We start from the raw sequence: 19372 nt of genomic DNA on the forward strand, positions 1-19372 counted from the left end.
TTACCAATTATCCGGCAATTTTAAAGAAACAAGTAAAAATCCGAACCACAATTTTTGTCAAAACAAAAATCATGGTTCGGATTTTCATATTTAGAGGCTTGAGGAATTTAGTTTTTTCCCGGCCTCTATATCATCTGATAAATTAAGCTGTTTTAATGGTTAATATTTTCATCGTTTGCGCGGAATCCGGTGGGCACCTCGATGCTTTTGCGGCGCAGGTTCGTTTTTATCTTCAAACATCTTGAACACCATCTTCGTCACAAGGGTCTGCAAAACAAGATTGGTTGCGTTCCGCATTAATTTTCGTTGCCAGTTTTTCATTCAGATCAGCTCCCTCTACTCGTTTGTTCCTATCCTTCTTCTTTCATTTTAACTGATAACCCGCTGGATTAATAACCATCTTTACTATTATTTAATCTTCCATATAAAAAAGCTATCAAGTCCGCTGGGATTCTTGATAGCTTTTCTTTTAGTGTTCCAGGTAAGTCAGCGGTTTATCTACCTCCACCTTCGTCCCCTGGTACTTCTTATTGATCCACGATTGAATCTGCCGGTTATGGTAAAGGGTCACCAACTTTTGATAATTAGCGTTATTGCGACTCTTTTTGGCAGTCGCGAGGACGTTGATATTGTCCTTCGTGCTCTGGTCGACCTGCTCGTGGTAAATTGAATCCTTTAACACGTTAAGGTGCCCTGTCAGTGCAATCGTATTGCCGATTAATACCAAATCAGTTGACTTCAGTACCCGTGGCCCGGTCGTATCGTCAATTTCTTTAAACTGAAGGTTCTTTGGATTAGCAGCAATCATGTTCGTCCCACTTGTCGCCCCAAAGCCCTTCTTCAACTTAATTAAGCCGGCGCTTTGCAATAAGCGTAAACCACGGGCAGTGTTTGCTGGATTATTGGCAATCGCCACCGTCGCCCCGTCAGGAATATCCTTGATCTTCTTATAACGATCAGAATAGATCCCCATTGGTTCAAGGTAAGTTGTCCCCAGAGCAGCTAGTTGTTGCTGCTTATTTTGCTTGTTATAAGCTTGCAAGTATGACCAGGATTGAAAGGCATTGACATCAATCTCGCCACTCGCCGTTGCCTTATTCAGCCCCACCGGGTCGGTAAAACTCTTGACGCGGATCTTCACCCCTGCCTGTTTGGCCTGCTTACTATCCGCAATGTGTTGCCAGACCTGCACGTCCGGGCCAATCGTTCCGACCGTAATCTCTTTTTTGCCCGCAAAGCCACCGTTTACCCCGATGCTCAGCACGCCGGCAGCAAACAGCACGACAATAATTCCAATAATCCACCATAAAGTACGTTTTCTTCTTCTCTTTCTCATTTAAGACTCTCCCTTACTATTGCAATTCAACTGCACTAGCTAACGGGATTCGGCATGCCTTTTCTCGAGAAATCGTTAGCACTCGTGTGATTTTGCAGACTGCTTGTTAATTAGTCCACCACGTGACGTTCAAATGGCTGGTCAGAAATCCCCTCATCCAGGATCTTCTTTGACCATTCCTTGGCGGAGAATAAGGAGTGGTCACGGTAGTTTCCACATGATTCAATCGTTGTTCCCTGGACGTCTTCCCACTTGGTCTTGTAGGCAATTTCTTCTAATGATGACTTCAGTGCCTTGGCAACTTCGGTCGTTGAGTGTTCACCCCAGGTAATTAAGTGGAAACCAGTCCGGCAGCCAAATGGTGAGCAGTCAATCACCCCATCCAACCGGTCACGTAATAGGCCGGCCAATAAGTGTTCAATCGTGTGTAAACCGGCAGTTGGAATTGCGTTTTCATTTGGCTGCACCAACCGCAAGTCATAGTTGCTAATCTTATCGCCCTTTGGCCCTTCTTCAACGGTAATCAAACGAACGTATGGGGCCTTCACCTTAGTGTGATCTAATGTAAAACTTTCAACTTTAGCCATAATTAAAATCTCCTTTTCTGCTTATCAAAGTAATGGCGGAACAAAAAAATCCCGCGAAATGATAATCCTATCATCTCCCGGGACGTCTAATTTAATAATTAACGTGATACCACCCTAATTCAACCCTGCCTCACGACAAGGTCCGCACGAAGTACATTCATACTCCAGCACAATAACGGGTGCTAGTCGCGGCTTGCTCGCGCTGGCTTACAAACCGAATTGCTCCAAGACCATCTTCGCTATTTTCAACAATCCCAGCTCTCAGCTACCCCGGTTCTCTGTAAAAGCATTAAATAACTACTCATCTTTTCTAAGCATTTTCTAATTTAATTGTCATTATCATACCGTCATCCTTACTTATTGTCAACAACTTTTCAAAAATTAATCGCGATAAAGCATCCGTAAGGTCTTGGCGTCATTCTTCGTGATTCCGGTCTTAATGTTGCGGGGAATCATCACACTATGCTCGTATTCTGGCGCATGGGCAAGGCCAAGGGCGTGACCAAGTTCGTGTTGGGCAACTTCACTCCGAAACTGCTTGTTGGTGTAGTCAAGCTGGTTCGGGTCAAGGGTTGATGTTGCCAGGTGAAGAGCGTTCGTATCTGGATTGTATTCCGTCCGGGTCGACCCCAGTTCAGAAGTCCGGTAGCCGACGTTGCTGTTTCCCGTCGTGTTGTTAGAAAGGTCCCCGTCAGCGGCGATGATATTAGCCTTTTCCTCATCATCAGTCCAGGTCATGTGCACCGCCTTGACCTTATTCCATTTTTTGACCGCGTCCTTATAGGCCCACTGGAGTTGCGGATCCTGCGTCGACATGTAGATCTTTAGCTTCTTCTTTTTCCACTTAATCCCCTCTAAGGGCGTGGGAGTGTTATCAGGAATCGCCAGCCGGTCCGCACGGGGACGACCGGATGATGGACTATTAGCAAACTGAAAATCATTATCATCGTCAGCTGAATTTTGGTCAAAAAACGATGACTGAATCGTCGTGCTGGGCGTGTCAGCTTGCACGACTGCGCCGGCTGGGCCAACGCTGAGTATCCCCGCGACCGCTAAACTTACTAAAATTTTCCGCATCATCTCGAACATCTCCCCTCTTTACTATCACTGTATTCTAGCACTCATCCTAGCACATTACTCCTAATATGCGCAGCTAAAGATAAGGATGGCCCCTAGCATTCGGAAAGCCAAACACTAGGGGCCAAGTTTTAACAAGCTGTTTTTAGTCCATGACAATGTATGACTTGATTGCTTGCCGGTCAGCCATTGCCTGGTAAGCATCGTTAATGTCATTAAGGGTAAAGCTCTTGGTGAAGACCTTCCCTGGGTTGATCTCACCATCAAGCACTGCCTTTAAGAGCACCGCCTTGTCGTAAGTCGTGACGGAAGCAGGCCCGCCGGCGACAATCGTGTTCTTGTAAAATGGCGTGGTCATGTCTTGCTTTGGCGTGTGTGGTAAGCCAACCCGGCCAACAATTGCCCCGGGGCGGCCAACTTGCATTGCCGTTTCCGTTGACTGGTCGGTCCCGACGCATTCGAGGACCGCATCAGCACCGGCGCCGTTAGTCAAGGCCATTATCTTGGCAACCCCTTCGTCGCCCCGTTCAGCAACGTTATCGGTTGCCCCAAATTCCTTGGCAAGGGCTTGGCGGTCAGCGTGACGGCTCGTTGAAATAATCTTCTTGGCGCCACGCATCTTTGCAGCGATGATTGCACAGAGACCAACAGCACCGTCACCCATCACAACGACCGTGTCACCAGCGCCGACGTTGGCAACCCGGGCCGCATGATAACCAGTCGCCATTACATCGGCTAAGGTCAGTAGGGATTTGAGCATTCCTTCGCTGTAATCTTGCGGCTGCCCAGGAATCTTAACTAATGCCCACTGCCCGTGTTGGAAGCGAATGTATTGGGCTTGTACCCCATCGCTAAAGTTGTCAGCGTGGTCTTGGCATGAACCGTCAAAGCCCGCCCGGCAGGCAGCACAGTGGCCGCAACCGTGGGTGAAAGGAGCAATGACAAAATCACCAGGTTTAACCGTCGTGATGTCATCCCCAACTTCTTCGACAATCCCAATTGCCTCGTGACCAGTGTTTTCAGAATCAGCTTCCTTTTGGTCGAAGCCCCGGTATGCCCAGAGGTCGGACCCACAGACACAGGTACGAACAACCTTGATAATTACGTCATCAGCTTTTTCAATCGTTGGCTTCTTAGCGTCAACAACCTTCATTTCGCCAGCTTGGGCAAATAATGCTTTTTTCATTACACGTGACCTCCTTAATTTCTATCTTAATTATAAGAGCTTCCAGGTGATGATGTGAAATACTTATTGCTGATGGCAGGCTATGTGGAATTTGCATGGTTTATTCTTGGCCGACTGACTTCACTGGCTGGAGGAATTGATCGTTAGCAATATCTTGCTGGTAATCATAGTCTTGCCAAGCTGGTGTAGCAAAGATGTTTTGCCGTTTTTTTACCGGGGTGAACACGATTGCTGCTCCTTCATTTTTGACCGTATATTCGTTACTTGCCGTCTCAATTTCTTCAGGAACTGACAGGATTCGCGAGGTCCCAATCTGCTGTAGCTTTACTGTCATTGGATTTTCCTCCTTAATTATGGCTATCTATATTGTACCGTACCGCTGGAAAGTCTCGCGATGGAAAAAAGTTGTAAAAAGTTGTAAAATAATTTTAAAGTTGTAAAAAGTTGTAAAATGGTGATTCAAATGCAAAATCCTTTTAATCCAAGTTTTGGGAAAATGCCGAGCATCTTCTTAGACCGTGACTCCTTATCGCAACGAGTTATTAGCGAACTAAACCGTGGTGACTCGCCATTCCAAACTTCACTTATTTATGGACAACGGGGGGCCGGGAAAACCGCCCTTATGACTGATGTTGCTAATGAACTTAAAAAACAAGGCTGGCTGGTCATCGACTTAATTCTCGATGATGACTTTCTAACCTCGCTGATCTCCCAACTACAATCGCACCTTGCAAAAGTACATTTATTGAAAGATATTGATGTCAAAGTAAGTCTTCCGGGGATCCAAGTTGACACGAAAGTCGCTAATCAAAACGAGAATAGTAACTTTCAAACATTATTTCACGCCCTGCTGGAAAAGTTCACCAGTAAAGGAATCAATGTCTTAATCACGATCGATGAGGTCAAGGCAACCCCATTACTCAGGAAACTAATCAGCAGCTACCAAATCATGCTGCGCGACAATCTGAACGTTTCTCTGCTAATGGCTGGACTACCGGATAATGTTTCTGAAATTCAAAATGATGATGTCCTAACCTTTTTACTACGTGCTAATCGGATCACGCTAAACCCATTAGATGTTGAAAGCGTTAAGACCACTTATAAGCAAATTTTTACTAAGGCTGGCTTCACCATTGAAAATGATGCTCTGCTTTACATGACAAAGCAAACGTTAGGATTTGCCTATGCCTTTCAGCTGCTCGGCTACTGGGTCTGGAATGAAGCGAGTCAGTTAACCGTAAAGAAAATCACAATCGAAAACATTCAAAACATCCTCGATCAATATATCAGCGACCTTAACCGCAATGTCTACTATAAGGTTTATAGTGAACTAACGCCTAAAGAACGGGATTTCGTCCAGGCGATGGTAAAAGCAGGTGGCGCAAAAGTGAAGATGCAGACAATCGCCAAGATCATGAAGAAAAATTCAAACTACGTGAACGTTTACCGTCGGAAGTTGCTGGATGAGCAGGTAATCAGTACCGCTGGCTACGGCTACGTCAGCTTCCTCTTACCACACTTTGATGAATTTATTGAACAACAGATGATTTTGGATGAGTTTTAAAATAGCGAGTTCTAGAGGTTGATTTAACCTTTAGAGCCCGCTATTTTTACATATTTGTAAATACCTTTATTTTATTCATTCGCAATTCGTTCAAAGGCTGACGCCACATCCTGGTTAGACGTTGGCTTACAGTCTGGGTCACCGTTATTAGATTGGTCGACTAATACGACCGGCTTGCCGTTATGGAAGGCAAAGAAGTAGGTGATCCGGGCTGCTGGCGGCTCAGGGTTATCGTAGTTATAGATTGCCACGACGTTATATTCGTAGTCCCCTTCACCAGTCGGTGCCCAGCCAATTAAGCCTGGTTGGCCGTTGACTAATTCATTACTGAGGCTCTCGGGATAAGAAATCCCGGTCACCGTCTTGAGCTGACTTTGTCCATCATATTTTTCGTATGACTGGCCCATCGTCGGTGCCCACTTATTGATGAACGATGTCAACTGCGCATCCTTACTGCTATTCCACAGCGTGTCATCATGGTGGGATGAACTGCTCGAGCTCATCGCTTGTTGACTGCTGCTATCATTATTAGTTACTGCTTGGCTAGTTTGACTGCTACTCTGGCTGGCATTGTCACTACTTTGACTGCTTTGCTCCCCGCAAGCCGTCAAGGTGACCCCCATTGCAGCAATCGCCAATAACCCGATTATCTTTTTCATTTGTATCTCCCCCGAATCGAAAAAATGAGGCTGAAACGCAGCTCAACCTCTTCCACACTAATTAATCCTTCTTCTTGGCGTCATTCATTGCCTTCATGATTGAAGGGTTCTTTGAGTGACAATCCTTGATCATTTGGATATCTTCTTCACTTAATTCAACAGTGTACTTTGCCATATTCTTCCCTCACTTCGTAAAATAGTTACCTTTACTATATCACAGAAAGTTATTACTGACGCACCTTTCCTTAACTTGACGACGAAAAAAGGATTTGTTAGACTCATGGTACGAAGTAATCGGAGGATTGCCTAAAAGAGGTAGTTGGATAAGATTAATGATCTTATCCGGCTACCTTTTTTTGTTGGAGAAAAGGAGGATATCTATGAGCAAAAGCTGGTTACACGTTATTTTAGGTGGAATTTTAGAAATCTTTTGGGTCCTGTCGCTGAAGATGTCCCATAATTTTACGGTCTTTCCCTATAACATTATCACTCTTCTCCTGGTGGTGGTTAGTTTCTACCTCTTTTCTAAGGGGATGGAAGAATTGCCATCGGGGGTTGCCTATACGGTCTATACCGGAATTGGCGCAGTCGGGACAATTATCTTCGGGATTATCTTTCTCGGTGAGAGTGTTTCAACCCCAAAGATCGTTTTCGCCCTACTTTTAATCGTTGGCATTCTGGGACTCAAAATGACTTCGGAGGGATGAGTTAATGGAATATATTTACTTAATTTTTTCAGGAATCTTCGAAGTGTTAATGGTTTATGCCTTAAACTGCTCACGGGGGTTCAAAATTTTGCGGTGGACCATCGCAACCCTAATTCTCGCTGGCCTTAGTCTCGAAACATTATCACTTGCGATGACCTGGATGGAAGCAGGGATTGCTTACAGTATTTGGGTTGCTTTTGGCTCGATCGGTTCAATCATTTTGGGTGTCGTGATGTTTCATGATAAGTTGAAGGCAAAGCAACTATCCTTTATGGCGCTAATTATCGTTGCGGTAATTGGCCTGAAAATTTGGGGATAAAATGGACTTATTTTAAGAGGTGACAAGAATGTTAAAAGTTGGAATTATCGGTGCTTCTGGAATGGCTGGCAGTGCGATTTATAAAGAAGCAAGTAGCAAACCGACCCTTGCGGTAACCGGAATTGTCAGGGATGAAACGAAGGCCCAGCAAGTACTCGGCAAGGATGCCAAGCTATTAGTCGGTGACGTATTAACAATGGATAATGGCTTATTAATGGGTTTTGACGTGATTGTCGATGCCCTGGGGACAAGTCCTGAAGAAGCGGGGCAACAAGTTACTCTCGCGCAGAAACTTGTTGGGTTAGCAACAAACGACCATCCCCGCCTATTATTTATCCTCGGTGCTGGGAGTCTTTACACTGGTGCCGACCACCACTTAGCCGTTGAAGATATTGCTAAAGATCCTGCGGCAGCGGCGTGGATTAATATTCCAAAATTACAACTAAAGGAACTCGAATATCTCCAAACAGTCCGCACTGCCGATTGGATGGGAATTTCGCCATCCCTAGAGTTTGTGCCAGGTCCAGCAACCCGCTATGTTCTCGGGGGAAATGACCTTCTCTTCGATGACCACGGAATGTCACGCGTCACTTCTGGAACAATGGCTAAGGTGATTGTTCACGAAATTCTAAACCCGCACCACCACCAGGAGCGCATCACTGTAATTAACGCGATTTAAGCAGAAAGCAGAAGCTAGCGATTAAATTCACACTAGCTCCTGCTTTTTCAGTTAATCAGCCAAATTCAACTCAAAGCCAAGGTGCTTATCATCAGTCTTGTCTTCAATATAGACCGTTCCACGGCGGACAAAACCAAGCCCTTCGCCGAGTTTTTGCATTGGGATATTCTTCTGGTGGGTGTCAAAGCGGAAATTACGCACCCCTTGTAGGTGGCCGACCGTGATTAGATTTGAAAATAGGGCGCTCCCCACTCCCTTCTTGCCAGTATCCCGCAGCACTGCTGCCCGGTGGATGATGGCGTACGGTTCATCTGGCTTTGCCCACTTTCCGTCCTTGATGTCATCATAGTTTTTCTCCCCGGCGAGCTGGAGCGCAGCGGTCGCTACTATCTGATCATCGGCAACCAATACCCAGCCGTAACCCTTCCTAATGTCGGACTTAATTACGGTTGCCGACGGGTGACCGTCTTGCCACTGGGGGTTGCCATTCTCTTTTAAAAAGGCCTTTGCCTGGTCAATAATTGCCATAATTGCTGGCACATCTTTTAGCGTTGCACGGCGCAGGTAGGTTGCCATTATCATCCCTCTTTTCCTTAAAAAAGGCCGCTTGTTCCCCCGCGGAGCAAGCGACCAGTGAACTACGTAGCTTTAGTTTAGCATGGTCATTTCAATTGAAGATAATTTTGCTAAGAAGCTTTACAGAAATATAATTTTCCCAATGACGGAAATTTAATTGATCACCCGCAGGCCGTCTTCATCGGGATGCAGTACCTCGATCCGGTCATTTAACCCTTGCCGGCGAAGGGCTTCGATGAAGGCAGGGGTGTTTGCTGGCCGAATCAAGGTCATCACGGTTGGGCCCGCCCCACTGAGGTAGGTTGCGACCGCGTCATACTCCGCTGCAAGGAGGCGGATTGCTTCTAATTCTGGAACAAGGCTACTCCGGTATCGCTCGTGGAACTCGTCACCCTCAATCAGTTCCCCGGCAATCTCGTAGCGCTTGGCAAACAGGCTCGCTACGAGGGTATTAGCAACGGCACTAGCATGGGTGGCTTGCTTATAAGGGAGTTTTGTCGGCAACGCTGCCCGGGCCTTGCGGGTTGCTAAATTATAGGCCGGGATATAGGCAACAAAGTCAAACGGCAACGCAGGAGCCTTCAGTGCATCAAAGTGCCCGTTAATGTTGGTGCCGACCACAAGGCCCCCATAGATTGCCGGGGCCACATTGTCCGGGTGCCCTTCCAGTTGCCCGGCGATTTCGACCTTTTCAACATCTGGCAGGTCCAGTTCAGCAAGCTGGTTGGCAAGTTCAATTCCCGCCACAATCGCACTAGAACTGCTCCCCAGCCCATGGGTGACCGGGATATTACTCGTCACTTTCAGCCGGTGAGGCGTTAGGTTTGGGGCCAGTGACAGGGCCGTTTTGACAATCATATTTTGCTCATCATGGGGCAAATCTCCCAAGTCATGGTCCACCTGCCACGTGGTCGTTTCTTCAAGGACATCAAGGTAAAGGTAAAGTGAGACTGCCACACCGATTGAATCAAAACCGGGACCAAGGTTGGCACTGGAAGCTGGAACTCTAATCTGCATAATTATCCTCCCTATTCTAGGACCTTATAAGCCGCCGTTAAGTTAATTGATGGTTCATCTGCGACCTTTTCCTTAAATTCTCTTAACTGTTCTTCATTCATCTCATGGGTGATAATCACTACCCGGGCCAGGCCATTTACCGTGTTTTTCGCCTGGACGATTTGGCTAAAACTGGCGCCAATCGCCGTCATGATCTTGGTCAATTTTAGCATCTGTCCAGCAATGTCTGGCATCGTTAGTGAAATGTAGTAAGGGTAGGCCACCGCCGCTTTCTCTGCGGGAACATAGTGGCGCTGGTAATTGTTAAAGAGGTTCCCATTAGTTTTTAATACCAAATTCTTGGTAACCGACGTAATGTCACTCAAGACACTGTTAGCTGTCGGCAGGCCACCCGCACCAGGGCCATAGAACAAGGTGTCGCCGACCGCTTCACCGGTAACCATCACCGCGTTAAATTCGTTATTGATTGTTGCCAGCGGGTTATCACGGGAAACCAAGACCGGCGCCACCTCAACAAACACCCCGTCGCCGACAACCTTTGCAATCCCGACCAACTTAATCACGTAGCCAAATTGGCTAGCTTGTTCAACGTCAAAGCCAGCTAGCTTATCAATCCCGGTCACGCTAAAGTCCTCGGTCGTCAGCTGGGTTCCAAAGGCAAACTGGCTTAAAATAACCATCTTATACGCGGCATCTTTGCCAGTAACGTCATTTGTCGGGTCTGCTTCTGCAAAGCCAAGCTCCTGGGCCTTGTGCAGTGCTTGTTCGTATGACCAATGCTGCTGGTTCATCTGGGTCAGGATATAATTGGTCGTCCCGTTCACGATCCCCTTTACTTCAGTAATCTTATCTGCCGAAAAGCTATTCGTAATCGTCCGCAGGATTGGAATCCCCCCGGCGACGCTTGCTTCATACATCAGGTCACAGTGGTTCTCGTGGGCGAGCTTTACCAGGGCTGGCCCGGCGGTCGCAATCAAGTCCTTATTGGCAGTCACGACATTTTTATGGTGGAGCAATGCCTGCCGAATATACTCCTCGGCCGGATGAAGTCCCCCGATTAATTCAACGACAATCTGGATCTCGTCGTCATTGATGATATCATCTATCTCTTGTGTCAGCCGCACTTGGTCGGCCACATCTTGGTGGTTTTCCGGGTGTTTAACCAGGACAGTCTTAACGGATAATTGCCGACCAGTGACATTCAAAACTTTCTCCTCATTGTTTTGAATCATTTGCAAGACACCAGTGCCGACTGTCCCTAAGCCAAGCATCCCTACTTTAATTGTCTTCATAACGCCACCTCATTTTCTCATTATTTTTTCATTTTTATGATTGTAACATACCCGTCAATCAGGTTACAATGGTTACTAAATTAGTAACTTAATCGAACGGAGGCATTGTCATGAAATACCGCAGCACGCGTGGAAATATTAAAGAGACATTAAATTCAGCCCAGGCAGTAATCAAGGGGCTTGCACCAGACGGGGGCTTATTCGTCCCGGTTAATTTCCCTACCCCTTCCCTGCCACTCACTGACCTTTCCAGCCTTTCTTACCAGGAGACCGCGAAAATGGTCCTCAGTTGGTTCTTTGACGATTTCACCACGGACGAGTTGGACGATGTTGTGACGGGCGCATACGGTCCGCAATGGGATGATTCCGCCATCGCGCCCCTTTCCGCTAAGCATTCGGGTAATTACTATCTCGAGCTTTTCCACGGACCGACCCTTGCTTTTAAAGACGTCGCCTTACAAGTCCTTCCCCGGTTGATGACCAAGTCACTTGCCCTTGAGCAGATCAGCAATGACATCATCATCCTTACCGCTACCTCAGGTGACACCGGGACGGCCTCCATGCGGGGCTTTAGCGATAAGGAGAAGACCCAGGTCATCGTCTTCTATCCTTATGGCGGAGTCAGCCCTGTCCAGCTCAAGCAAATGCTGGGGCAACGGGGGCACAACTTAACTGCCATCGCGATCAAGGGAAACTTTGATGATGCCCAGACCCAGGTAAAGCAGATCTTCAATGACCAGCAATTTAACCGCCAGCTTGCCGCTAATGGTTTCCAGTTTTCTTCAGCAAATTCGATGAATATCGGCCGGCTGATTCCACAGATTGTCTACTACCTCCACTCATACGGGCAATTGGTCAAGCGCGGGACGATTAAGGTTGGCGACGCGGTCAACTTTACTGTCCCGACCGGCAACTTTGGGGACATTCTTGCTGGTTATTACGCTAAAAAGCTGGGGCTGCCAATCAACAAGCTCATCTGTGCCTCCGATGAAAATAACGTCCTCACCGACTTCTTTAAGACTGGTACATACAACCGGAAACGCCACTTTTACCTTACTAACTCGCCGGCAATGGATATCCTCGTTTCCAGCAACCTCGAACGGCTCATCTTTGACTGCTACCAAGAAGACGACAAGGCCGTTAGCGAGTTAATGGCCGCCCTCGACCATGATGGCTCCTACCAAGTCACAGCAGAAGTAAAAGCCCAACTCGACCAGCAATTTGCGGCCGGCTTTGCTAGTCAGGATGACGTTATCGCAGAGATCAAACGGGTTTATGATAATGATAGCTACGTTATCGACCCCCACACCGCCGTCGCTTCCTTCGTCACAAAGCAATACCAGGCAAAAAGTGATGATCACACTCCAACAATCATTGTCTCGACGGCTAGTCCATATAAGTTCCCTGAGACCGTCCTGACGGCCCTCACCGGTAAAGAACCAGCAGTCGGTGGTCTGGACGCCATCAAGGCCCTTCAGCAAGAACTAGCCACTGACCTTAGTCCGAACGTTCAAGTCTTATTTGACCAAACACCACGGGACGAACAGGTCATCCTCCCAGGAGAAATGGAGAAGCTAATCGCCACCGTCTTAAAATTGAAGTAAACAAAAGGATCGCAACCCGCCAGCGCGTGGGAAACGATCCTTTTACTATTATGCAGCAAGTAGCTAGTGGACAAACTGCTATTTTTACTCACGACAAATCCATTAAATTTGTGCGGTGTCAAAAGACGAAGTTGACCAATAAAATATAGCAAATAGTTCCGCCAATTAATGACAAGAACATACTCCGCCGCCACACATGAATGCCAACCGTGAATAGTCCAGCAATAATCTCAGGTAGGCCGTGGGGTGAACTAATAAAATCAATATTCCGGTAACAATAGATCACTAGCATCCCCATAATTGCTGCCGGAAGAAACTTACCGAGGCCCTGGATAAACGGTGCAACTTCCTTATCCTTTCCAGCGAACAAGCGAAACGGTAACCAGCGGGTCAGAAAATTGGTCCCTGCTGCAATCGCAATGGTTATTATTTGTTGGAGCAAGCTCATTTACCAATGCCCCGCTTTCGCCGGTAAATCCAGTAATATTCAGCTACAAGGAGAAGCAGCGTTACCATCAAAAAGGATGTCTTTCCAAACAACAATAGGCACCCAACTGCAATTGCAATCCCACTAAGCGAACTCAAGTGGTCCTTCTCCTTGAGAATCTGATCAGTCGCAAGGACTAGGAACAGAGCAGTCATCACAAAGTCGAGTCCCTTGATTTGGATGTTTAGTGCACTGCCAAAGAAACCGCCAAGAAAGGCGCCAAGTACCCAGTAGAGGTAATCCAAGAGGTTAATCCACAGATGAACAGTGGTCGCGTCACATTCTTGTGGAACCTCAGTATAGTAATTGAGCACAAAGGTCTCATCGCTTAACCCATAAATTAATAGCCACTTTTTCCAGCCGGACCGGGGATACTTTGTCAGCATTGACACACTGTAGAAGAATTGCCGAAAGCTCAACATTGCGGTAATCAATAACACGTTAACCGGGTTAAAGTGTTGAAGAAGCAAATTTGCCACAAGAAATTCAACCGAGCCGCCGTAAATTGTGAGCGCCATTAGCGTTGGGTACCAAAAAGAAAAGCCCAGGTTGTGCATATAAAGGCCATACCCGATGCCAAGAATTAGGTACCCAAATAAAACCGGCGTTGACATACTGAAGGCGAAGCGAAAGTTCCGCCACTGTTGCCCCTGCATTTGATCACTTCCTTAAAGTAATATTGATAGTATTATTCATCAAGAACTACTAGCTGGCAATAGGAAGTGAAAAATCATTTGTTACTTTCTTGTCAGTACAGGTGTACTGCCGATTTCATTTAAAATAATAAAGAGGTTGAGCCACTCCTCAACCTCATCAACTCAAGTTAATTACTTCTTCTCAGGACTTTCTCCACTTCCGGTTTTTCCTAACGAAGGATCTATCGCTTATCAATAAGATAAGATTCGGCTTCTTTACTGGAAAGTTGATACAGTTCCATCAGATTTTGCTTAATAGTCGCTTTAGGTGTTCCAAGCCGCTCAAGAGAGTAGATTAGGTTATTGATTCCGCGAGTTCTCTCTTCTGCTTTACCTTGGCTTAAGCCTTCTTCGATACCGACTGCTCGACCTTCTTTGATACCGGCAGCTTTGCCTTGACTCAAGCCTTCTTTAATTCCAGCTGCCTTACCTTGACTCAGCCCCTTTTCTAAACCTTGTTCCCTAGCCAACGCAATACTGTTTTCAATATCCATCTCGTACAATGACCGTTGCATATACTCTCTCCTCCATTTCCGGTTCTGCTTAACGAAAGGAGAAGTTACCGGGTTAATTCTTGGTAGTATTTCTCAGCTTGGGCTGGTGGAAGATCCAGAATTTGTTCCATAAAGTTAATTACTTCTTCTCGGGACTTCCCGCCACTGATTAGCTTTTGAATTATTTGCCGTTCTTTTTTGGCTTCACCTTGACTTAAGCCTTCTTCGATCCCGACTGCTCGGCCTTCTTTAATCCCGGCAGCCTTTCCTTGACTCAACCCTTCTTTAATTCCAGCAGCCTTACCTTGACTCAACCCTTGTTCTAATCCCTGCTCCTTAGCCAACGCAATACTATTCTCAATATCCATTTCGTACAATGATCGTTGCATATATTCTCTCCTCCATTTTCAAAGAGGTTACCTTATGGCAGTTTGATAATAACTTTCTGCTTGCTTAGTTGTAAGATTACGAGTCTTAACAAGGAATTTGATTATCTGGTCGTGTTGCTGTCCTATATCGAGCAGACCGCGCACCATCGCTACTCGTTCTTCATCTTTACCTTGGCTCAAGCCTTCTTCGATACCGACTGCTCGACCTTCTTTGATACCGGCAGCTTTGCCTTGACTCAGCCCCTTTTCTAAACCTTGTTCCCTAGCCAACGCAATACTATTTTCAATATCCATTTCGTACAATGACCGTTGCATATACTCTCTCCTCCATTTCCGATTTTGCTTAACGAAGGTGATTCTCTTCTCTAATTGTACGATAAAATCGTCGCCGTCACCAACTTGGCGGTTCGCAATTACGTCGAGAAACTGCTGCAGCTTAGGGTTCACTTCCCGGCAAAGGCTTGTCACGTCAAATACCAGGGTTTGCTCCCCGTCTGCGTATGTGGCCTCAGGATGGCCTTTAATCGACCGCTCAATCTGGTACTCTTGCTCCCCGCAGCCAAAAGGGTCAAAACAACAAAAGAAGATCACGTAAGAATTATCCGCCGTTGCGTAATTTTGCCCCTTTTCATAACAATCCATCGCAAGGTTCGCATGGTAAAAACGGATCCGCTGCGGCAAATTATGCTTATCTACTACTTGCATCTCAATGTCGTAACGATTATGTTGGTCATCCTCGACATAGATATCCAGCCGTACTCCCTTGGCGTCATGGCTACTGGTGAACTCCTGCTGGCTAACTACTTGCTTAACCCGCTTAATATGCAAGGCTGGCAGGACCCGGCGCAGGACTTCCAGGGTGATCCGCTTATCAAGCATCACCTTATTGAAGACAAAGTCATTGGCCAATCCGGCTTCTTCCCAGCTCCGGCGGGCCTGTGCTAATAATTTTTGATTTGGCATTTTGCACCTCCTAATAGATATATACGTAAAAAGATGCAAAATGCACTAAAATTTTCGCAATTTAGAAAAGCGCGGCACACAAATCCCTTTTATAAATAAAGGAGCCGCGTCAAGCGCCAGCTCCCTACTTATTATCATTATTCTTGTTAAACTGCCGAACGAGCCGGCGGACACAACGACGCATCCCCTCAATATCAAGGACACCCCTTGCAAAGCCCTTTTTGACTAACTCATCAGGCAAAAAGCGGTCATACTTATCAAAGACTGGAACTTCATTTTCAAAGACGAGGTCGAGCGGGTCAAAGTCAGCGGCTGCCTCTTCCTTGATAATCTGGAAGAATTGCTCTGCCGTCGCATCCATCGAAAATTCCATGTAATACGGGCGGACCGAGTTAAAGCCCCGTAAGCCGAGCCGTTTAGCACACTTTCGCCGCAGCAAGCGCTCGAAGGCAAGAAACTCGTAGGTCCCCGTCCACGGAAAAAGGCACCACATCTTACCCCCGAGGTTGATCAGGGGTTGTTCGAGCATCCCCGACGCCTGGGCAGTTGCCCGCGCATCCGCTAACCGGGCGACGGCGTTTTTCATCAGATACGGGTAGGACTTATCCTCAGCAAGAACCTGCTGCATCCGCTCCAGGATCCGCGGGTGGATGTCGCCGGCAACATCCCCGAAATAGGCAGGAACCCGGCCCTTGACCTGGTGGCAATAGACCTGGTGGTGTTCTCGGTCGACATCTTCCACCACCCATACCCGGCCGGCAATGGCAATTTTATCACCGACTGGCGGTGGCTTGACGATTGTCCCTAATTCTTCAGAGCCAGAGTGAACACTAAACTCCTCATTTTCCTGAAAAACCGCGTAGAACTTAAAATTGTTCGTTACCCGTTCACCCGTAAGCCCAACGATTAAGCCCCCATTTTCCGTCTGCTCGATGTGGTCGATCTTGATTAGGTGGCGCAAAAGGACCCGGTAGTCATCCTGGCTCACCCCACTAAACGGGGAAAGGGTCAATACCCGTGAAGCAAGTTCCGCCGGCGTCATCTCGCCACCAGCCGCCAGGGTCGACATCGTCTGGTGGTAAAGCAAACTATACGGGAGTCTTCCCGTCCGCGGTGGTTCCACGAAGCGTTCTTCTAAGTAAAGCTGGACGAGGGCAATCCCCTGGATCAGCGGCCAGGGGATCAGCTCCGGCAGCATTGCCCGTGATTCCGGATGTTCCTCCCGCATGACAAACCACATCTCGGGTGGATTGCCCCGGCGACCAGTCCGCCCCATCCGCTGAAGGAAGCCGGACACGGTAAACGGTGCATCCAGTTGAAATGCCCGTTCTAGTTGCCCAATATCAATCCCCAATTCAAGGGTCGCGGTGGCACAGGTCGTCATCATCGCATCGTCGTCCTTCATCGCTTCCTCGGCGGTCTGACGAAAGGCGGTCGACAAGTTACCGTGGTGGATCATAAACCGGTCGGGCTCATGGTTTGCCGCACAATAGGCGCGCAGTTCCTGGCAAACTGCCTCACACTCCTCCCGGCTATTGGTAAAGACTAGGCACTTCTTTCCCCGGGTGTGTTCAAAGATGTAGGCCATCCCCGGGTCAGTCATTGTTGGCGCCTTATCAGTTGCCGGAGCAAGGTCGGGTTGGGCGTTGACCGTCGTATTTTTCTCCAGATCGTCGGCGGCTTGCTGGGGATCCTTATAGAAGTGTTCCATTGATAGCCGCCACACTTCGTGACTATCGGCTACTTTCGGCGTAAGGGTCTGCCGTCCCGTCCCAGCGGCTAACATCTGACTGGCCGCCCGCGGGTCACCGATTGTAGCGGACAGGCCAACCCGGCGCGGGTGACAGCCAGATAAACGGGCAAGTCGTTCGATGAGGCAAAAGGTCTGCGCACCACGGTCACCGCGCAACATTGAGTGTAACTCATCAATCACGATAAAGCGGAGATCGCCAAATAATGATGGGATCTCCATATGCTTATTTAACAGCAATGACTCTAATGACTCGGGCGTTATCTGTAAAATGCCCGACGGGTGACGGAGGAGCTTCCGTTTTTGCGTTTGTGAAACGTCCCCATGCCAGCGCCAAACGTTAATCCCAGTCCCAGCGCAAAGGTCATTAAGCCGCTGGTACTGGTCATTGATCAATGCCTTTAATGGTGCGATATAAAGGCAGCCCACTGATGACGGGGGCTGTTCATCCAGCAGCGTCAAAATAGGGAAAAAGGCAGCTTCCGTCTTCCCCGACGCGGTGGGTGCAGACAGGAGGACATTTTCGGCCGTATTAAAGATGGCATCACCGGCCGCAGCCTGGATTCCCCGGAGATTTTGCCAGCCCTGCTGGTAGATATAGTCCTGGACAAACGGTGCGTACCGCGAAAAAATATCCATCTTGCTCCCTCCTTAAATCTTAAACTCCGCAAACTGGTCGGTCGTCTGATCTGACACCGCATCGGACTTGGTATATTCAAACTGCTCGGACTGTAACAGTGAAGCCACGTCCGTTTCTGGGTTTTGCCAGAGAATATCAAGCAACTCGATAAAGTCCCTGATGACTTCCCGGGGCGTGATATTTGTGCTGGCCCCGACTCGCTCATATTCGATCTTAATAAATGTGGCGAGGTCCTCATCCGTAATTGTCCGCTGGTAACCATACAGGCCGGCATGCATGTTGGCGAGTTTTTCCGTCAGCACTAACATCTCTTCGGCCGTCAGCGGGTCTAGGCGAATCACCGGCGCGTACATATCACGGGCCCCTTCACGTGAGAACTTTCCCTGGGCTAAACGGGAACGCAACGCTTCGTAGCTGTACACGCCCCGCCGCCGGTCTTCAATCGCCTGCGGGGTCCCGCACATAATGATCCCCAGGTACTTCGCCTTTCCCTGAAGGGTGTCGTTATACATCGTCAGGATCTTCTCATAGTTGTACTGGCGGCTGATGCTATTGGGGATTTTAAAGATATTGACCAGTTCGTCAATCATGATCACCATCCCCTGGTAGCCCGCCTGACGGAAGAAGGCCGCAAAGAGCTTTAGGTACTCGTACCAGTCGTCATCAGTAATGATGATATTAACGCCTAATTCCTTTTTGGCATCCGTCTTTAACCGGTACTCACCCCGGAACCACTTGGTGACCTTGGCCTTTTGCTCATCATCACCAGTCACAAAAGCGTGGTAATACATCTTTAATAGCTGGGCAAAGTCAAAGCCATGGACCATCCCGTTCAATGATGAGACCTGCTGGTAGATCTCCTTATCTACTGCCTGACTAAATGCCGGGTCAGCGGGAGTCAAGGCCTGTTCACTTGCAACCTTCCCCTGGACAGAACTAATCCAGCGGTCAAGCACCAAATTTAACGCCCCTCCCTCTGGCCGGGTCTTGGTCGAGAGATTTTGAATCAGCTCCCGGTAAGTGGCAAGGCCCTGGCCGTTATTGCCATGAAGGCGCCGCTCTGGTGACAGGTCGCCATCAACGACAATAAAGCCCTTATCCATCACGTAATTACGGATGGTCTGCAAAAGGAAACTCTTCCCCGACCCATACTTACCAACAATGAAGCGGAAAGACGCCCCACCGTCTTCGATAATTTCAACATCGTGAAGCAGCGCCGCAATCTCATCTTTCCGACCAACTGTTACGTAGGGAAGGCCAATCCGCGGCACCACACCCCCCTTGAGGGAATTTAACACTGTCTGGGCAATCCGCTTGGGTACCCGTTTTTTCACTTCAGCCATCTGTTCCT

Annotated in this window: 22 protein-coding genes; 5 read left to right on the forward strand and 17 right to left on the reverse strand. The window is 47.9% G+C overall.

Translation table 11 applies throughout. The features are described 5' to 3' along the window. Positions 1-168: 168 nt before the first annotated feature. The 6 genes from CZ502_RS10680 to CZ502_RS03435 all read right to left on the reverse strand — a co-directional run bounded on the left by CZ502_RS10680 (position 169) and on the right by CZ502_RS03435 (position 4520). Positions 169-321: a hypothetical protein gene (locus CZ502_RS10680; RefSeq protein WP_159434553.1), complete on the reverse strand. Its 153-nt coding sequence runs from the start codon at positions 319-321 to the stop codon at positions 169-171. 148 nt (positions 322-469) lie between these two features. Next, positions 470-1336, reverse strand: coding sequence for a MetQ/NlpA family ABC transporter substrate-binding protein (locus CZ502_RS03415; protein ID WP_076459701.1), 867 nt, complete (start codon positions 1334-1336; stop codon positions 470-472). 110 nt (positions 1337-1446) lie between these two features. After that, positions 1447-1923, reverse strand: coding sequence for an S-ribosylhomocysteine lyase (locus CZ502_RS03420; RefSeq protein ID WP_076459702.1), 477 nt, complete (start codon positions 1921-1923; stop codon positions 1447-1449). Positions 1924-2304: 381 nt separating this feature from the next. Beyond that, positions 2305-3003 (reverse strand): matrixin family metalloprotease, encoded by a 699-nt coding sequence (locus tag CZ502_RS03425; RefSeq protein WP_234982445.1) that lies wholly within the window; start codon positions 3001-3003, stop codon positions 2305-2307. Positions 3004-3145: 142 nt separating this feature from the next. Next, the gene (locus CZ502_RS03430) at positions 3146-4186 is read right to left on the reverse strand and encodes a zinc-binding dehydrogenase (RefSeq protein ID WP_076459703.1); all 1041 of its coding nucleotides are present in this window, start codon (positions 4184-4186) and stop codon (positions 3146-3148) included. 100 nt (positions 4187-4286) lie between these two features. Beyond that, positions 4287-4520: a hypothetical protein gene (locus tag CZ502_RS03435; RefSeq protein WP_076459704.1), complete on the reverse strand. Its 234-nt coding sequence runs from the start codon at positions 4518-4520 to the stop codon at positions 4287-4289. A gap of 129 nt (positions 4521-4649) precedes the next feature. On the opposite strand from CZ502_RS03435, the gene CZ502_RS03440 reads away from it, so the two are divergent. Further along, complete coding sequence (locus tag CZ502_RS03440; RefSeq protein WP_076460564.1) at positions 4650-5750, forward strand: ATP-binding protein; 1101 nt, start codon at positions 4650-4652, stop codon at positions 5748-5750. A 71-nt stretch (positions 5751-5821) separates the two neighbouring features. Here the strand turns inward: CZ502_RS03440 and CZ502_RS03445 are convergent, their stop codons facing one another. Beyond that, positions 5822-6409, reverse strand: a complete 588-nt coding sequence (locus CZ502_RS03445; protein ID WP_076459705.1) for a DUF4767 domain-containing protein — start codon at positions 6407-6409, stop codon at positions 5822-5824. A gap of 380 nt (positions 6410-6789) precedes the next feature. On the opposite strand from CZ502_RS03445, the gene CZ502_RS03450 reads away from it, so the two are divergent. Genes CZ502_RS03450 through CZ502_RS03460 form a run of 3 tightly spaced genes read left to right on the forward strand, consistent with a single transcriptional unit; the run spans position 6790 to position 8114 of the window. After that, the gene (locus tag CZ502_RS03450) at positions 6790-7116 is read left to right on the forward strand and encodes a DMT family transporter (protein WP_076459706.1); all 327 of its coding nucleotides are present in this window, start codon (positions 6790-6792) and stop codon (positions 7114-7116) included. 4 nt (positions 7117-7120) lie between these two features. Next, complete coding sequence (locus tag CZ502_RS03455; protein WP_076459707.1) at positions 7121-7435, forward strand: DMT family transporter; 315 nt, start codon at positions 7121-7123, stop codon at positions 7433-7435. 28 nt (positions 7436-7463) lie between these two features. Then, entirely contained in the window at positions 7464-8114 is a 651-nt protein-coding gene (locus CZ502_RS03460) for an NAD(P)-dependent oxidoreductase (protein WP_076459708.1), read from the forward strand. Between the two features lie 51 nt (positions 8115-8165). Here the strand turns inward: CZ502_RS03460 and CZ502_RS03465 are convergent, their stop codons facing one another. From CZ502_RS03465 to CZ502_RS03475, 3 genes are all read right to left on the reverse strand, one after another. Then, a complete protein-coding gene (locus tag CZ502_RS03465; RefSeq protein WP_076459709.1) occupies positions 8166-8690 on the reverse strand; it encodes a GNAT family N-acetyltransferase in 525 nt (174 codons plus the stop codon). Between the two features lie 153 nt (positions 8691-8843). Continuing rightward, positions 8844-9707, reverse strand: a complete 864-nt coding sequence (gene thrB / locus CZ502_RS03470; RefSeq protein WP_076459710.1) for a homoserine kinase — start codon at positions 9705-9707, stop codon at positions 8844-8846. Positions 9708-9718: 11 nt separating this feature from the next. Then, positions 9719-10999 carry a homoserine dehydrogenase gene (locus CZ502_RS03475; RefSeq protein WP_076459711.1) on the reverse strand — a complete coding sequence of 427 codons (1281 nt, stop codon included), beginning with the start codon at positions 10997-10999 and terminating at the stop codon, positions 9719-9721. Between the two features lie 110 nt (positions 11000-11109). Here CZ502_RS03475 and thrC point away from each other — a divergent pair, with 110 nt between their 5' ends. After that, positions 11110-12603, forward strand: coding sequence for a threonine synthase (thrC, locus tag CZ502_RS03480; RefSeq protein ID WP_076459712.1), 1494 nt, complete (start codon positions 11110-11112; stop codon positions 12601-12603). Between the two features lie 118 nt (positions 12604-12721). On the opposite strand, the gene CZ502_RS03485 is transcribed toward thrC, so the two are convergent. From CZ502_RS03485 to CZ502_RS03515, 7 genes are all read right to left on the reverse strand, one after another. Further along, positions 12722-13051 carry a branched-chain amino acid transporter permease gene (locus tag CZ502_RS03485; RefSeq protein WP_076459713.1) on the reverse strand — a complete coding sequence of 110 codons (330 nt, stop codon included), beginning with the start codon at positions 13049-13051 and terminating at the stop codon, positions 12722-12724. Next, positions 13048-13746 carry an AzlC family ABC transporter permease gene (locus tag CZ502_RS03490; RefSeq protein WP_076459714.1) on the reverse strand — a complete coding sequence of 233 codons (699 nt, stop codon included), beginning with the start codon at positions 13744-13746 and terminating at the stop codon, positions 13048-13050. The genes CZ502_RS03485 and CZ502_RS03490 overlap by 4 nt, the downstream gene beginning before the upstream one ends. A gap of 221 nt (positions 13747-13967) precedes the next feature. After that, the gene (locus tag CZ502_RS03495; protein WP_076459715.1) at positions 13968-14300 is read right to left on the reverse strand and encodes a FliH/SctL family protein; all 333 of its coding nucleotides are present in this window, start codon (positions 14298-14300) and stop codon (positions 13968-13970) included. A gap of 44 nt (positions 14301-14344) precedes the next feature. Beyond that, positions 14345-14668 (reverse strand): hypothetical protein, encoded by a 324-nt coding sequence (locus CZ502_RS03500; RefSeq protein WP_076459716.1) that lies wholly within the window; start codon positions 14666-14668, stop codon positions 14345-14347. Positions 14669-14695: 27 nt separating this feature from the next. After that, positions 14696-15631 carry an Rpn family recombination-promoting nuclease/putative transposase gene (locus CZ502_RS03505; RefSeq protein WP_076459717.1) on the reverse strand — a complete coding sequence of 312 codons (936 nt, stop codon included), beginning with the start codon at positions 15629-15631 and terminating at the stop codon, positions 14696-14698. Positions 15632-15755: 124 nt separating this feature from the next. Next, entirely contained in the window at positions 15756-18020 is a 2265-nt protein-coding gene (locus CZ502_RS03510; protein ID WP_076459718.1) for a DEAD/DEAH box helicase, read from the reverse strand. A gap of 12 nt (positions 18021-18032) precedes the next feature. Beyond that, the gene (locus CZ502_RS03515; RefSeq protein ID WP_076459719.1) at positions 18033-19364 is read right to left on the reverse strand and encodes an ATP-binding protein; all 1332 of its coding nucleotides are present in this window, start codon (positions 19362-19364) and stop codon (positions 18033-18035) included. Between the last annotated feature and the right edge of the window lie 8 nt (positions 19365-19372).

The organism is Limosilactobacillus caccae (assembly GCF_900156885.1).
Classification (GTDB): domain Bacteria; phylum Bacillota; class Bacilli; order Lactobacillales; family Lactobacillaceae; genus Limosilactobacillus; species Limosilactobacillus caccae.